Source organism: Streptomyces sp. NPDC048290 (assembly GCF_040652095.1).
GTDB lineage: Bacteria > Actinomycetota > Actinomycetes > Streptomycetales > Streptomycetaceae > Streptomyces.
Genome location: NZ_JBEZLM010000001.1, coordinates 543,656 through 559,409, shown reverse-complemented (window position 1 = coordinate 559,409; position 15,754 = coordinate 543,656). Strand labels below are relative to the sequence as shown.

The 15,754-nt window shown below is 71.1% G+C and carries 10 protein-coding genes; 7 read left to right on the top strand and 3 right to left on the bottom strand.

Features of this window, described 5'->3' with window-relative positions; translation table 11 throughout:
- Positions 1–19 precede the first annotated feature (19 nt).
- Entirely contained in the window at positions 20–361 is a 342-nt protein-coding gene (locus AB0D49_RS01990; RefSeq protein WP_362749127.1) for a hypothetical protein, read from the bottom strand.
- A 181-nt stretch (positions 362–542) separates the two neighbouring features.
- On the opposite strand from AB0D49_RS01990, the gene miaA reads away from it, so the two are divergent.
- From miaA to hflX, 6 genes are all read left to right on the top strand, one after another.
- Entirely contained in the window at positions 543–1,481 is a 939-nt protein-coding gene (gene miaA / locus AB0D49_RS01985; RefSeq protein WP_362749124.1) for a tRNA (adenosine(37)-N6)-dimethylallyltransferase MiaA, read from the top strand.
- A gap of 107 nt (positions 1,482–1,588) precedes the next feature.
- Entirely contained in the window at positions 1,589–2,107 is a 519-nt protein-coding gene (locus tag AB0D49_RS01980; protein WP_362749121.1) for a hypothetical protein, read from the top strand.
- A gap of 970 nt (positions 2,108–3,077) precedes the next feature.
- The gene (gene dapF, locus AB0D49_RS01975) at positions 3,078–3,947 is read left to right on the top strand and encodes a diaminopimelate epimerase (protein WP_362749118.1); all 870 of its coding nucleotides are present in this window, start codon (positions 3,078–3,080) and stop codon (positions 3,945–3,947) included.
- A gap of 403 nt (positions 3,948–4,350) precedes the next feature.
- The gene (locus AB0D49_RS01970) at positions 4,351–6,540 is read left to right on the top strand and encodes an HD domain-containing protein (RefSeq protein WP_362749115.1); all 2,190 of its coding nucleotides are present in this window, start codon (positions 4,351–4,353) and stop codon (positions 6,538–6,540) included.
- 132 nt (positions 6,541–6,672) lie between these two features.
- On the top strand, positions 6,673–8,163 hold the full coding sequence (locus tag AB0D49_RS01965; protein WP_362749112.1) for a M1 family metallopeptidase: 1,491 nt from the start codon (positions 6,673–6,675) through the stop codon (positions 8,161–8,163).
- Between the two features lie 383 nt (positions 8,164–8,546).
- The gene (gene hflX / locus AB0D49_RS01960; protein WP_362749109.1) at positions 8,547–10,040 is read left to right on the top strand and encodes a GTPase HflX; all 1,494 of its coding nucleotides are present in this window, start codon (positions 8,547–8,549) and stop codon (positions 10,038–10,040) included.
- Positions 10,041–10,247: 207 nt separating this feature from the next.
- On the opposite strand, the gene AB0D49_RS01955 is transcribed toward hflX, so the two are convergent.
- On the bottom strand, positions 10,248–11,471 hold the full coding sequence (locus AB0D49_RS01955; RefSeq protein ID WP_362749325.1) for a hypothetical protein: 1,224 nt from the start codon (positions 11,469–11,471) through the stop codon (positions 10,248–10,250).
- A gap of 689 nt (positions 11,472–12,160) precedes the next feature.
- Between AB0D49_RS01955 and AB0D49_RS01950 the strand changes: the two genes are divergently transcribed.
- A complete protein-coding gene (locus AB0D49_RS01950; protein WP_362749106.1) occupies positions 12,161–14,137 on the top strand; it encodes an ATP-dependent DNA helicase in 1,977 nt (658 codons plus the stop codon).
- 363 nt (positions 14,138–14,500) lie between these two features.
- On the opposite strand, the gene lexA is transcribed toward AB0D49_RS01950, so the two are convergent.
- Positions 14,501–15,280, bottom strand: coding sequence for a transcriptional repressor LexA (gene lexA / locus AB0D49_RS01945; RefSeq protein ID WP_171145262.1), 780 nt, complete (start codon positions 15,278–15,280; stop codon positions 14,501–14,503).
- Positions 15,281–15,754: the final 474 nt, after the last annotated feature.

Genomic DNA, 15,754 nt, shown 5'->3' with positions numbered 1-15,754 from the left:
TGACGGCCGCCTGAGACAGCTATGTCCGGGCGCCTTCACCGGCCTCGTTGTCGGCGGCCTTCGCGGCCGACTGCTGCTTCGGGATCTCGACACTCGCGGTCGCCGGGGTCACGGTCTCTGGCGCCACCGGCTCCCCGGCCGCCGCCTCGTCCGACCCCTTGGTCTCCGCTGCCTCACCGGCGTCGCCCACCGCGGTCTCCGTGCCCGCCTCGGCCACCTCGCCCGCCTCGGCCTCCGTACCCGTCCCGGCCTCGGGGGCCGTCCCGGTACCGGCGGCCGGGGTCCCGGCGGTCGACACCTCCTCCGTGGCGGCCTCCTCCGTGGTCTTCGACCTCCGAAGAAGTCGCGCAAAAACGCCCATATCCACTCCATACGTTACTCGTGCGGGGGAAATCCCGCGTCGCCCGGTGCGTCCGATTGCGCCGCCCGGGGCATCGCCCGGTCGAGCGGGCGACGAAACCTCGCATCGGGCAACGACCCCGCGCCCCACCCGTCACGTAACTCGTTCGAGGGCCCGCCGCCAGGTTTGCGAGACTGGTGCCGTGAGCAGCGCACCCCCCGCCCCCCGAGTCATCGCCGTCGTCGGCCCCACCGCGGCCGGAAAGTCCGATCTGGGGGTCCATCTCGCCCAGCGGCTCGGCGGTGAGGTCGTCAACGCCGACTCCATGCAGCTGTACCGGGGGATGGACATCGGAACCGCCAAACTGACGCCCCGGGAGCGCGACGGCGTACCGCACCATCTGCTCGACGTCTGGGACGTCACCGCCACCGCCTCCGTCGCCGAGTACCAGCGGCTGGCCCGCGCCCGGATCGACGCCCTGCTCGCCGCGGGCCGCTGGCCGGTGCTGGTGGGCGGCTCGGGCCTCTATGTCCGCGGCGCCGTCGACAACCTGGAGTTCCCCGGCACCGACCCCGCCGTCCGCGCCCGGCTGGAGGAGGAGCTGCTGCTGCGCGGCTCCGGGGCACTGCACGCCCGCCTCGCCGCCGCCGACCCGGAGGCCGCGCGCGCCATCCTGCCCAGCAACGGCCGCCGGATCGTCCGCGCGCTGGAGGTGATCGAGATCACCGGCCGCCCCTTCACCGCGAACCTCCCCGGTCACGACTCCGTGTACGACACCGTCCAGATCGGCGTCGACGTGGCCCGCCCCGAGCTGGACGAGCGGATCGCCCACCGGGTCGACCGGATGTGGGAGGCCGGCCTCGTCCAGGAAGTACGCGCACTGGAGGCGCAGGGGTTGCGCGACGGGCGTACAGCCTCCCGTGCCCTCGGCTACCAGCAGGTCCTCGCTGCGCTCGCCGGTGAGTGCTCCCTGGAGGAGGCCCGCGCGGAGACCGTCCGGGCCACCAAGCGCTTCGCGCGCCGCCAGGATTCATGGTTCAGACGCGACCCCCGGGTGCATTGGCTCAGTGGGGCCGCGGCGGACCTCCGGGAACTTCCCCGGCTCGCACTGGCGTTGGTCGAACGACCGGTCACAGCCTGATCACGTCATGGCATCGGGACGCCCAGGCCGTCATCCGGGTGTTCGGGGCCATGCCATCATCGAGCTTCGATCGACCAGTGGAGTCCGAGTTGGGAGGGCGCGTGGCGATGGAGGCCGGCCCTCGCGACACCGCACAAGACACCGAACCCGTCACCGCCGACGCCCCTCGGCCGGAAGCGGACGATCACCGTCCCCCGCTCGGCCTGAGCCCCGACGGGCCCGATGAGACCGCCGAAGACGGCGTGAGCCAGGACGGCCCCGAGCCCGAGGAGATGTTCGCGGGCGGCCCCGAGGTCGAGGTGGAACTGCGCCCCCAGCGTCGGCTGCGGATCTGGCAGCTCGCCCCCATCGTCGGCCTGGCCGCGCTCGGCTCCCTGATGTTCGCCTTCCCGCTCGCCTTCGACTTCGGTGACAGCGGCGCCGTGATCGCGATGCTGGGCCTGCTGATCTGCTCGTGCGCGGCCGGCTGGGGCATGATGGCCGCCCGCCGCGTCGGCTACTCCTGGCCCGGCCTGTCCCCCCGCGACCCCGGCCGACGCACGGACTGGCGGATCGTGGCGCTGTACGCGGTGGTCGTCGCCGCGGTGGTGGTCCTGGCGGTGTGGCGCGTGGCACGCCTGCGCTGACACCGCGCGACCAGGCCGTGTCCCGGCCCCTTCCGTTCCTTCCTCCTTCCTTTCCAGGGCTCGTTCCGCCCGTGTTCCCCCCGGGACGTTCCCCTTCACGTCCCCGTGTTCTCCGCGGGACGCTCCGCTTCACGTCCCCGTGTTCTGCGGGGGACTCCCCCTTTCCACGTCCCGTGGCCCCTTCGCGTCCAGGGCTTGTTCCTCCCGTGCCTTCTGCGGGACTCCTCCCTCCGCGCCCCACGGCCCCTTTCTGTCCAGAGCTTCATCCTCCCGTCCCTCGCTCCGGACTCCCCCTTCGGCGCCCGCAGCCCCTTCGTGTCCGTGGCGTGGTCGCCCCGTCTCTTGCACGGGGCTCCCCCTTCAGCGCCCGCAGCCCCGTCCCCTGCACGGGCTCCCCCTTCGGCGCCCGCCCGCAGCCCCGTCGTGTCCGGGGCGTGGTCGCCCCGTCCCTTGCACGGGGCTCCCCCTTCAGCGCCCGCAGCCCCGTCCCCTGCACGGGCTCCCCCTTCGGCGCCCGCCCGCAGCCCCGTCGTGTCCAGGGCGTCGTCGCCCCGTCCCCTGCACGGGGCTCCCCCTTCGGGGCCCGCCCGCAGCCCCTTCCTGTCCAGGGCGTCGTCCTCCCGCCCTTTCCACGGGGCTTTCCCCTCCTCCACACCCCGCCGCCCCCTCCGCGCCGCACCGCCTTCGCTCCATCCCCGGCGCGCCCGGCTCCCCGCCCCGGATCGACCCCGGACCGGTCTCCCCAGCGACCCCGGCTGCATTCCCCCGACGACTCCGGCTTCCCCCTCCCAGACCTGCTCTCCCGCCGCGTTCCTAGGACCGACCCCGCCCCGGCGTGCTGGTGGTGGCTCCCACCAGCACGGCACCAGCGCCGCACCAACCCGCTGGACCCGGCACCCCGTACGCCCCACCACCCCCGCCCCCCGACACGCCACCCGACCCGTCCGGGAACACCCCGTACGATCGAGGAATGAGCACGCGGATCGCCTTCCTCAAGGGTCACGGCACCGAGAACGACTTCGTGATCGTCCCGGACCCCGAGAACGCCGTCGACCTGCCCCCCGCCGTCGTCGCCGCCCTGTGCGACCGCCGCGCCGGCATCGGCGGTGACGGAGTGCTGCACGTGGTGCGCTCCGCCGCCCACCCGGAAGCCAGGGCGATGGCGGACGTGGCGGAGTGGTTCATGGACTACCGCAACGCCGACGGGTCGGTCGCCGAGATGTGCGGCAACGGCGTCCGGGTCTTCGCCCGCTATCTCCAGCGCGCGGGGGAGATCACGGAGGGTGATCTCGTCATCGCCACCCGCGGCGGTGTCAAGCGGGTGCACCTCGCCAAGGACGGTGACATCACCGTCGGCATGGGCGCCGCCCGGCTCCCCGAGGGCGAGGTCACCGTGAGCGTCGGCGGGCGGAGCTGGCCCGCGCGGAACGTGAACATGGGCAACCCGCACGCCGTGGCCTTCGTCGCCGACCTCGACCATGCCGGTGATCTGCTCACCGCACCTCCTTTCAGTCCGGCCGGTACCTACCCGGACGGCGTCAACGTGGAATTCGTCGTGGATCGCGGCCCGCGCCATGTGGCGATGCGGGTGCACGAGCGCGGTTCGGGCGAGACCCGCTCCTGCGGCACCGGTGCCTGCGCGGTCGCGGTGGCGGCGGCGCGCCGCGACGGTGCCGATCCGGTGGCCACCGGGACACCCGTGACCTACACCGTGGACCTGCCCGGCGGACGGCTGCTGATCACCGAACGCCCGGACGGTGAGATCGAGATGACCGGTCCGGCGGTCATCGTGGCGGAGGGGGAGATCGACGGGGAGTGGCTGGCGGGAGTACGGGGCTGAGACGCTCCTTCCTGTCTTCGTCCGGGATTTCGGGGCTGCTCTGCGGGGTGAGTGGCCGGGGCCGCAGAATTTCTCGTGGGGCGAGCTGATTCCAGACTCGCACACGCCACTGACAACGGGTCCGACGGCGACGCGGAGCACGTGACACGGCATCAGCCGAGGCCACGGCCGCTCGAACGACCGTTCAGGGCCATTCGGATGACGCACGGTCAACCCCCGGTCCAAACCTCCGGACGGTCGCTCGAATGGGTGATCCGTTTCACGCTCGGCGGGAGGCGGTCAACCGGGCGTGGTGGGCTCGGTAGCATCAAGCACCGGTCCGGACGGGGGACGGTCGTCACCCGCCGAGCCCGTGCCCGTCCTGGGGCATCCCGTCCGCCGGTCGACGCAGCCGGAGGTGCCCATGAGTGCGGAGGCCACGAACCCCGCGACCCCAGGCCCGGTCACGGACCCCGTGCACGGCCCCGCGGCCACCCCGGCCGCCCGCCGCAAGGCCCGCCCCCGTCTCGACCTGCGCCGTCTCGGCCGGGTCGCGCTGCTGGGCGCCCCCGCCCGCGACCGGCTGCCGGACGCGATCGGCCACGTCGTGGACACCCACCGCGCCCACCATCCCGACGCCGACCTCGAACCCCTGCGCCGCGCCTACGTCCTGGCCGAGTCCTCACACCGCGGCCAGATGCGCAAGAGCGGCGAGCCGTACATCACGCACCCCCTCGCCGTGACCCTGATCCTCGCCGAACTCGGCGCCGAGACCACCACGTTGACCGCCTCCCTGCTCCACGACACCGTCGAGGACACGGACGTGACGCTCACGCAGGTCGGCGCCGAGTTCGGCGAGGAGGTGCGCTACCTGGTCGACGGCGTCACCAAGCTGGAGAAGGTGGACTACGGCGCCGCCGCCGAGCCCGAGACCTTCCGCAAGATGCTGGTCGCCACCGGCAACGACGTCCGGGTGATGTCGATCAAACTCGCCGACCGGCTGCACAACATGCGCACCCTCGGGGTGATGCGCCCCGAGAAACAGGCCCGCATCGCCAAGGTCACCCGTGACGTCCTCATCCCGCTCGCCGAACGCCTCGGCGTCCAGGCCCTCAAGACCGAGCTGGAGGACATGGTCTTCGCGATCCTGCACCCCGAGGAGTACGACCACACGCGCGCGCTGATCGGTGAGAACGCGGCCCGCGCCACCGACCCGCTGTCCGACGTCGTGACCGACGTCCGCGCGGTGCTCCAGGACGCCGACATCAGCGCCGAAGTCCTCGTCCGGCCCCGCCACTTCGTCTCCGTGCACCGCGTCTCCCGCAAACGCGGCCAACTGCGCGGCGCCGACTTCGGCCGGGTCCTGGTGCTGGTCGCCGAGGACGCCGACTGTTACGCCGTCCTCGGCGAACTCCACACCTGTATGACGCCGGTGGTGTCCGAGTTCAAGGACTTCATCGCCGTACCGAAGTTCAACCTGTACCAGTCGCTGCACACCGCCGTCGCCCGCCCCGACGGCCAGGTCGTCGAAGTCCTCATCCGTACCCACCAGATGCACCAGGTCGCCGAGGCGGGGGTCGTCGCGCTGGGCAACCCCTATGCGCCCGGTACCGAGGAGTCACCGGCCGAGGGCGAGCGGATCGACCCCACCCGCCCCGGCTGGCTCTCCCGGCTCCTGGACTGGCAGCGCGCCGCACCCGACCCCGACACGTTCTGGTCCACCCTGCGCGAGGACCTCGCCCAGGACCGGGAGATCACCGTCTTCCGCCCCGACGGCGGCACCCTCGGCCTGCCCGAGGGCGCCACCTGTGTGGACGCCGCCTACGCGCAGTACGGCGAGGACGCGCACGCCTGCATCGGGGCCCGTGTCAACGGACGCCTCGCGACGCTGAGCACGGTCCTCAAGGACGGTGACACGGTCCAGCTCCTCATGGGCCAGGACCCCGCCTCCGAGCCGTCCCGTGAGTGGCTCGACCACGCCCACACCCCCGCCGCGCGGATCGCCATCCAGCGCTGGCTGGCCACCCACCCCACACCGGGGGACCGCGCGGACGGCCCCAGGGACAGCGAGGAGGCGGCCGAACCGGCGGGGAGCGGTACCGGCACAGAGCCGGCGAGCCGCGGGACCGCCCCTGCAACCGCTCTCGGCGGTCCCCGTCCGGGCGCCGACGTCGTCCTCGACCCGCCGGGCGGGAGCGTACGGCTCGCCGGGTGCTGCACACCCGTACCGCCCGACGCGGTCACGGGCTTCGCCGTGCGCGGGGGAGTGGTCACCGTGCACCGCGCGGAGTGCGCCGCGGTGGCCCGGATGAAGAGCGCCGGGCGCGCCGAGATCGCGGTGCGCTGGGGCGAGTCGAGCGAATGCCGGGTGACGCTCGTCGCCGAGTCGTTCGTCCGTCCGCATCTGCTGGCCGACCTCACCGAGGCGATGGCACTGGAGGGCGCCGAGATCGTCTCCGCCATCGTCGAGCCGCCCAGCCAGCAGCGCGTCCGCCACACCTACACCGTCCAGCTCCCCGACGCATCCCAACTGCCCGCCCTCATGCGCGCGATGCGCAATGTGCCGGGCGTGTTCGATGTGAACCGGGCGCGACACGCCGAGACGGCCCCCTGAGAGCGGCTCATACGGGGCCGGTTCCGGGGGAGACGGCCCCCAGGGTGGCGGCCCCGCACAGGCACCCCCGTTCGAGTGGGCCCGGCGCGCGTCCTCCCCGGCGCGCGCCCACCCGGCTGGTAGCCGTGGTCCATGCCGCACAGATCCCGTACCGCCCGCCCGTCCCGCACCTCCCGCCGCCTGACGCCCGCCCTGCTGGCGTCGGCCGTCTCCGTATGTCTGGTCGCGGCGAGCGCCCCGGCGGCCCCCCTGGGCGTCGGTGACCGGCTCTTCCCGTACCTGGGCAACCCGGGATACGACGTGGCGTCGTACGACCTGTCCTTCACCTACGGCGGCAGCAACAGCGAGCCCCTGAAGGCCGTCACCACGATCGACGCCTGGACGACGACGGCGCTCGACACCGTCAACCTGGACTTCACCCACGGCGAGGTCGAGTCGGTCACCGTCGGGGGCGTCCCGGCCGCCTTCACCAGCGTGGACGAGGACCTGGTGATCACCCCGGAGGACCGGCTCGGCGCGGGGGAGTGGACCCGGATCACCGTACGCCACACCAGCGACCCCACCCCCGACCCCGACCGTGACGGCGGCTGGGTGCGCACCACGGACGGGCTCGCCATGGCCAACCAGGCCGATGTCGCCCACACGGTCTTCCCCTGCAACGACCACCCCTCCGACAAGGCCCTGTTCACCATCCGCGTGACCACCCCGAACGGCTACACCGCGGTCGCGAACGGCCTGCCCGCCGGCGTCGACCGCGAGGGCGACACCCTCACCCGGACCTATCGCACCCGCCATCCCATGGCCACGGAACTCGCCCAGGTCTCCATCGGCCGCTCCACCGTCCTGCGCCGCACCGGCCCACATGACCTGCCCATCCGCGACGTGGTCCCCACCCAGTACCGCGACCAGCTCGAACCCTGGCTGGAGAAGACACCCGCACAGATCTCCTGGATGGAGGACAAGGTCGGCCCCTACCCGTTCGAGACATACGGCCTGCTCATGGCCGACGCCTCCACGGGCTTCGAGCTGGAGACCCAGACCCTCTCCCTCTTCGAACGCGGCCTCTTCATGGAGCCCGCCTACCCCGAGTGGTACGTCGACTCGATCATGGTCCATGAGCTGGCCCACCAGTGGTTCGGCGACAGCGTCTCCCCCCGCGTGTGGTCCGACCTGTGGCTCAACGAGGGGCACGCCACCTGGTACGAGGCCAGGTACGCCGAGGAGCGCGCGGGCCGCACCCTCCAGGCCCGGATGAAGGCCGCCTACAGCGCCTCCGACCGCTGGCGCGCCACCGGCGGCCCGCCCGCCGCCCCCAAGGTGCCCGCCCACGGCGACAAGATCGGCATCTTCCGCCCCAACGTCTACGACGGCTCCGCGCTGGTCCTCTACGCCCTGCGCCAGGAGATCGGCACCCCCGCCTTCGACCGCCTGGAACGCTCCTGGGTCGCCCAGCACCAGGACGGTGTGGCGGGCACCCGCGACTTCATCGATCTGGCCTCCAGCATCGCGGGCCGCGACCTGGACGGCTTCTTCCAGCCCTGGCTCTACGGCGAGAAGACCCCACCGATGCCGGGCCACCCGGACTGGAAGCCGCAGGCACCGCCGACGCCGAAGGCGAAGTGAGGCGGCGGGCGGCCCGCCCTGGGTCGCGAAAGCCGGTCCGCGCGGCAGCGGACCGTCACCGGGGCATCACGCACACCTGCCCCGCGCCGACCGCCGGATAACTCAGTGACGAGCTGAGGCGCCCCGTGAGACCATCGTCAGGTCGACGACACGGTGTGTTCCACGGAATTCAACGGAGTCATCTGAGTCAACGGAGGCATCAGAACCGTTGGAGCCATCCGGGCCACCAGATTCACGTTGTCACCGGAGTAAAACGCCCTGGCCACGGGAATCTCCCGAGGGTCTCATGCGTTGAACGCCTTGACGGGACAGGTTCCGCAGCCCCCGCCTCCGCCCCGTCGTCGTCCACCGCCATCCCATCGACGTATCGACGTAAGGATCAAATGACCTCCTCTTCTTCCCCTTCCCAGGACACCCAGCGCCTCGCGCACGGCTACTCCGACGGTCTTCGGGCCGATGCCCTGATGGAAGAGGACGTCGCCTGGAGCCACGAGATCGACAGCGAGCGTGACGGTGACCAGCAGGAGCGTTCCGACCGCGCCGCCCTCCGCCGCGTGGTGGGCCTCTCCACCGAGCTGGAGGACGTCACCGAGGTCGAGTACCGCCAGCTCCGCCTGGAGCGGGTCGTCCTCGTCGGCGTCTGGACCTCGGGCACCCTCTCCGACGCGGAGAACTCCCTCGCGGAGCTGGCCGCCCTCGCGGAGACCGCGGGCGCGGTCGTCCTCGACGGCGTGATCCAGCGCCGAGACAAGCCCGACGCCGCCACATACATCGGCTCCGGCAAGGCCGAGGAACTGCGGGACGTCGTCCTCGAATCGGGCGCCGACACGGTCGTCTGCGACGGTGAGCTGAGCCCCGGCCAGCTGATTCACCTCGAAGACGTCGTGAAGGTCAAGGTCATCGACCGTACGGCCCTGATCCTGGACATCTTCGCCCAGCACGCCAAGTCCCGAGAGGGCAAGGCACAGGTCTCGCTCGCGCAGATGCAGTACATGCTGCCCCGGCTCCGGGGCTGGGGTCAGTCCCTGTCCCGTCAGATGGGCGGCGGCAAGGGCGGCGGCCTCGCCACCCGTGGTCCCGGTGAGACCAAGATCGAGACGGACCGGCGCCGTATCCGCGAGAAGATGGCGAAGATGCGCCGGGAGATCGCGGAGATGAAGACCGGGCGCGACATCAAGCGCCAGGAGCGCCGCCGCAACAAGGTGCCCTCGGTCGCCATCGCCGGATACACCAACGCGGGCAAGTCGTCCCTGCTCAACCGTCTCACCGGCGCGGGCGTCCTGGTCGAGAACGCCCTGTTCGCGACCCTCGACCCGACCGTGCGCCGGGCCGAGACCCCGAGCGGCCGGCACTACACCCTCGCCGACACCGTCGGCTTCGTCCGGCATCTGCCCCACCACCTGGTCGAGGCATTCCGCTCCACCATGGAGGAGGTCGGCGACGCCGATCTGATCCTCCATGTGGTCGACGGCTCGCACCCGGTCCCCGAGGAGCAGCTCGCCGCCGTACGCGAGGTGATCAGGGACGTCGGCGCCACCGGCGTACCCGAGATCGTCGTGATCAACAAGGCCGACGCCGCTGACCCGCTGGTCCTCCAGCGCCTGCTCCTCATCGAGAAGCGCGCACTCCCGGTCTCCGCCCGCACGGGCGAGGGCATCGCCGAGCTGCTCGCCCTGATCGACAACGAGCTGCCGCGTCCCTCGGTCGAGATCGAGGCCCTGGTGCCGTACACCCACGGCAAGCTGGTCGCCCGCGCCCATGACGAGGGCGAGGTCCTCTCCGAGGAGCACACGGCCGACGGCACCCTGCTGAAGGTCCGCGTCCACGAGGAACTCGCAGCCGACCTGGCTCCGTACCTCCCGACCCCGACCGCCTGACCGGCCGACCAACCACCACGAAGGCCCGCCCCCTGGATTTGCGTCACACAGGGGACGGGCCTTCCACTTCTCCGGGGCAAGCCCCTTGGCACCTCACGGACCCGTGGCCGATCGCTGGATCGCCCAGCGGATTCAAAGAAAGCGTGGCTGCCGCGCACAACACGACAGCCACAGCTATGCCACTCCTACCGCGGTCCTACGACACCGCTACTGACCGGCGAACTTCTCACTCACCGCGTCGAACACACCCTTGGCCTCGTCCCCCAACCGCGGTCCGGCCAGCCACCCGGCGGTCACCGGCCCGATCGACGTGTTGGAGACCAGCGCGGGCTCACCACCGGAACCGGTCGCCACCCAGCCACCGCCCGACGAACCACCCGTCATCGTGCACCCGATCCGATACATCGTCGGGTCCGTCTCGGCGATCGACAGCCTCCCCGGCTTGTCCTCGCACTGATACAGCGCCTGCCCGTCGAACGGCGGCGCCGCCGGGTAGCCCGTCGCCGTCATGCTCTCCATCTCCGGCACCGCCGGAGCGTTGAAGTCCACCGGAAGCGCCGCCCCCACGGTCTCCTCCAGCGACTTCCCTCCGGGACCCTCCTCGGGCGTCACATGGATCACCGCGAAGTCGTACGCCGCACCGTCACCACCGGTCGGCCCACCCTGCTCGAGCCACTGGTCCGAGGTCTGCACCCAGTCCGCCCACCAGACCCCGTACGGAGCGACCTCCTCCTCGGAGGCGGTCTGCAAGTCCTCGGCCGTCATCGCCGAGTCGTTGTACGACGGCACGAACGCGATGTTCCGGTACCAACCCCCGCTCTTTCCGGCGTGCACACAGTGCCCCGCCGTCCAGACCATGTTGGACTTGCCCGGGTTCGCCGGGTCCTGCACCACCGTCGCCGAACAGACCATCGTGCCCTCAGGGGAGTCGAAGAGCAGCTTGCCCGCCTCCGGCACACTGTCGTGGTACTGCGCCGACACCGCCTGCGCCTCCACCGGCTCCGGAGTCGGGTCGGTCACCCCCTGGTCACCGGAGATGTCGTTCTCCTCGACGCCCTGGTCCGGCTCCTCAGCGTCCCGCATCCGATCCGGGTCCCACAGCCCCTCGATGATCGGGTTGATGAACTCGTCCGCCTCACGCAGCCAGTCGTCCTTGTTCCAGTTCTTCCACTCCCCGTCCCGCCACGAGTCCAGGTCGATCCCGTAGTCCTTGAGCCGGTCCTTGATGTCGTCCGGAATCTGGATCTTGTCGTCCCCGGCCGCCGCCGTGGCCGACGCGGCGTCCTCCGCCGACGGCTCCCCCGACCCGCCGCACGCCGTAGCCGTCAGCCCGAGCGCCGACACCAGCGCCACCGCGGCCAGCACCCGCGACGATCTATGCCGCGTACCACCCCTCCGACGAGCTATGAACGACGACCGAACGGATCGCATGGATGACATGGATCGCATGGTCTTACTCCCCCTGATATGAACGGATTTCGGCCCACGGCGGTGACCTCGACAAAGCCCCCACGGAACTCCACGCCCCGACCGCCCGGCCCTTGGGAACGGCCCCCCACACTATGCCGTGGCTGTGGGGGACTTCCGACGGATCGGCAACGGTTCGGCCACAGGCACCCTGACCAGCGAGACGACCCCCGCCTAGTTCCCGTCCGGCTGGCTCGGGACCACTCCCCAATCAGTCGCGGGACGAACGCCCCCGCAGCCGCGGCCTTCTGGGAACTGTCCGGCCCCGCATACGTGTCCGGGGCCATCCGCGCAAGCAGTTGAGCGGCGATGGTCGCGGACTCCCCTGCACAGGTCTCCTGTCCCTGGCATGCAAGCGGCACTCATGATCCGCCACCGTTCCCTATGCAATCTGCTGTAGCGCTGCGCCACATCGTCATCACTTTTAGTACACCGCTCGCCGGGATTCGGTTCCCGTCCACCCGCACCGTTTCCTCGCCCGCCATCGCCCCTGCCCACGGGCCCGCATCCTTCCCCTCGCCTCCCCGCCGCACCTCACCCCCATCACCCGCCCTCACCGCTCACCTGCCCCCCGTACCCCACCCCCTTCCCGCCCCCTCGCCATCCCCCGTCGTCACCCTTTTGTCAGTCCCGAGCCGTAGGGTGGTCGCCCTATGACAAAGCCCTCCCTCCCCGATCTCCTGAACGCCGCCGTCACAGCCGTCGGCGGCACGGAGCGCCCTGGTCAGGCGTCCATGGCCGAAGCCGTCGCGGACGTCATCGACGACGGCTCGCACCTGCTGGTCCAGGCCGGCACAGGCACCGGAAAGTCCCTCGGCTATCTCGTGCCCGCGCTCGCCCACGGGGAGAGAGTCGTCGTCGCGACCGCGACCCTCGCCCTGCAACGCCAGCTGGTCGAACGCGACCTGCCGCGCACCGTGGACGCACTGCATCCCCTGCTGCGTCGTCGTCCCGAGTTCGCGATGCTGAAGGGCCGGTCGAACTACCTCTGTCTGCACCGGCTCCGTGAGGGCATGCCGCAGGACGAGGAGGAGGGGCTGTTCGACCAGTTCGAGGCGGCGGCCCCGACCAGCAAACTGGGTCAGGACCTGCTGCGTCTGCGTGACTGGGCGGACGGCACGGAGAGCGGCGACCGGGACGATCTGACCCCGGGTGTGTCCGATCGCGCCTGGTCACAGGTGTCGGTCTCCTCACGCGAGTGCCTGGGTGCGACCAAGTGCGCCTACGGCGCCGAGTGCTTCGCCGAGATGGCCCGTGAGCGGGCCAAGTTGGCGGAGGTCGTCGTCACCAACCACGCGCTGCTGGCCATCGACGCGATCGAGGGAGCCCCGGTCCTGCCGCAGCACGAGGTGCTGATCGTCGACGAGGCGCATGAACTGGTCTCGCGGGTGACCGGCGTCGCCACCGGCGAGCTGACCCCGGGACAGGTCAACCGCGCGGTGCGCCGCGCCGCCAAACTCGCCAACGAGAAGGCCGCCGACCAGCTCCAGACGGCCGCAGAGGGCTTCGAGCGCCTCATGGAGCTGGCTCTGCCGGGTCGCCTGGAGGAGATTCCGGAAGATCTCGCGTACGCGCTCATGGCCCTGCGCGACGCCTGCCGTACGGTGATCTCCGCGATCGGCGCCACGCGCGACAAGTCCGTCCAGGACGAGGACGCGGTCCGTAAGCAGGCCCTGGCGGCGCTGGAGAGCGTCCATGACGTGGCGGAGCGGGTGGTCAACGGCTCCGAGTGGGACGTCGTCTGGTACGAGCGGCACGACCGCTTCGGAGCGTCCCTGCGCGTCGCTCCCATGTCCGTCTCGGGTCTGCTGCGCGAGAAGCTCTTCTCGGACCGTTCGGTGATCCTCACGTCCGCCACGCTGAAGCTCGGCGGCGACTTCAACGGTGTGGGAGCCTCCTTGGGGCTCGGTCCGGAGGGCACCGAGGGCGACGACCTCCCGCAGTGGAAGGGCCTCGATGTCGGTTCGCCCTTCGACTATCGCAAGCAGGGCATCCTGTATGTCGCGAAGCATCTGTCACGCCCCGCGCGGGACGGCGACCGGGCCGACATGCTGGACGAGCTGACGGAGCTGATCCAGGCCGCCGGCGGACGAACGCTCGGCTTGTTCTCCTCGATGCGGGCCGCGCAGCTCGCAGCGGAGGATCTCCGTGTCCGTATCCCGGAGTATCCGATCCTGCTCCAGGGCGAGGAAACCCTCGGCGAGCTGATCAAGAACTTCGCCGCCGACCCGAAGACGTGCCTCTTCGGCACGCTCTCTCTCTGGCAGGGCGTGGATGTGCCCGGCGCCAGCTGCCAGCTGGTGGTCATGGACAAGATTCCGTTCCCACGACCGGACGACCCCCTCATGAGCGCCCGCCAGAAAGCCGTGGAGGACGCGGGCGGCAATGGCTTCATGGCGGTCGCCGCCACACATGCCGCCCTGCTGATGGCCCAGGGCGCCGGTCGTCTCGTCCGTGCCACGGGGGACCGGGGCGTGGTCGCCGTACTCGATCAGCGGCTCGCGACGGCGCGCTATGGCAGCTATCTGAAGGCGTCACTGCCCGACTTCTGGTTCACCACGGACCGTAATCAGGTACGGAGATCGCTGGCCGCGATCGATGAGGTGGCCAGTCGGGCGGAGGCGGGGTAGGAGCGCTGGGGCCGAGTAAACGCGCTGATGAGAGGCCGGTTATGCTGCCCCGCGGTCCGGCCGCGGGGCAGCATAACCGGCGTATGAGGGCCGACGGGGTCGATCGGCGCGCGGTCTCAATCCGGACGGCACCGCAGCTCGCCGCCTGGCGCAAGTCCCTGTCCGGCGCCACCGTCCCCGCCTGCCCGACGTCGGTCGGGGCCGAGCGGAAGGCGCCATGTCCTGGCGGCCGGGTCGAAGGCCGGGAGACGCTCCCCAAAGCCCCGATCGCCACGGCGCGGACAGCACAGGGCCCCGGAACCGGCGCAGGGGTCCCGGGGCCCGGTCAGGGAAGCGGGGCGGTGCGCCCGCTCACCGCGGGGCTCACACGCGGCGCAGTACGGCGACGACCTTGCCGAGGATGGTGGCGTCGTCGCCGGGGATCGGCTCATACGCGGCGTTGTGCGGCAGCAGCCACACATGGCCGTCCTCGCGCTTGAAGCGCTTCACGGTGGCCTCGCCGTCGAGCATCGCGGCGACGATGTCCCCGTTCTCGGCGACCGGCTGGCGGCGGACGGTCACCCAGTCACCGTCACAGATCGCGGCCTCGATCATGGAGTCGCCGACGACCTTCAGTACGAACAGCTCACCGTCGCCGACGAGCTGCCGGGGGAGGGGGAAGACGTCCTCGACCGACTCCTCCGCGAGGATCGGGCCACCGGCGGCGATCCGGCCGACCAGCGGCACGTACGAGGCGGCCGGCTTGCCCGCGGTGTCGGTGGGCTGTACGGACGCGGCCTGGTCGGAGCCGCGTACCTCGTACGCGCGCGGACGGTGCGGGTCGCGGCGCAGGAAGCCCTTGCGCTCCAGTGCCATCAGCTGGTGTGCCACGGACGAGGTGCTGGACAGGCCGACGGCCTGTCCGATCTCGCGCATCGACGGCGGGTAGCCACGGCGCTGCACCGAGTCCCGGATGACCTCGATCACCCGGCGTTGCCGGTCGGTCAGTCCCGAGCTGTCCGCCCGGATGCCTGGAGGTCGGCCCGGCAGGGAGCGCTTGTGCCCCTCGGGATTCGTGGCTTCGTTCATCGCGTGCACCGGCTCAAGACGGCCCTGGGAGCGGTCCTGGGCGGTGATGGTGGCACTGTCAGCGGTGGTGGTCACGTCGGCCCCTCTCGATGGTCTCCCTGCTGGACAACGGTAGTTGCTTTCGAAAGGTTGCGCCAAACACACGTTCGAGTGAAAATTCGCGATCCGTCTGACGCGATCTTCCCTCGGGGTGTATGGCTGATGTGCTTCCGGCGGGCAAAGGGGCTCATTGTCGTACTCTTCGCCGCCGGGGCGGGGCCCTTGTGGGGTCGCCCCAGTCTGCCAGCCGATGTCCTGATGGCAGGGCAGGGGGCTCCACCTGAGAGAGTCCCACGCGGCCTCCCTGCGGCGCCCACGGTATCTCCCCATACCGTCCCAGGGGTATGGAACGGCGCGGGTGTGTCCTCTGTGGCGTGCGTATGTCCGCCCCCGGGCCGTTGCGTAGTGTGCCGTGCGTATGTCCGCCGTTCGACCGCTGTGGGGCGGTGCCATGTGTATGTCCGGCGTCTGACCGTGGCGCGGCGGTGTCATGCGCATGCCCCCCATCGG

Coding starts and splice junctions, on each gene's coding strand:
- AB0D49_RS01990 (WP_362749127.1), bottom strand. CDS start 361: ATGGGCGTTTTTGCGCGACTTCTTCGGAGGTCGAAGACCACGGAGGAG.
- AB0D49_RS01980 (WP_362749121.1), top strand. CDS start 1,589: ATGGAGGCCGGCCCTCGCGACACCGCACAAGACACCGAACCCGTCACC.
- dapF (WP_362749118.1), top strand. CDS start 3,078: ATGAGCACGCGGATCGCCTTCCTCAAGGGTCACGGCACCGAGAACGAC.
- AB0D49_RS01970 (WP_362749115.1), top strand. CDS start 4,351: ATGAGTGCGGAGGCCACGAACCCCGCGACCCCAGGCCCGGTCACGGAC.
- AB0D49_RS01965 (WP_362749112.1), top strand. CDS start 6,673: ATGCCGCACAGATCCCGTACCGCCCGCCCGTCCCGCACCTCCCGCCGC.
- hflX (WP_362749109.1), top strand. CDS start 8,547: ATGACCTCCTCTTCTTCCCCTTCCCAGGACACCCAGCGCCTCGCGCAC.
- AB0D49_RS01955 (WP_362749325.1), bottom strand. CDS start 11,471: ATGCGATCCGTTCGGTCGTCGTTCATAGCTCGTCGGAGGGGTGGTACG.
- AB0D49_RS01950 (WP_362749106.1), top strand. CDS start 12,161: ATGACAAAGCCCTCCCTCCCCGATCTCCTGAACGCCGCCGTCACAGCC.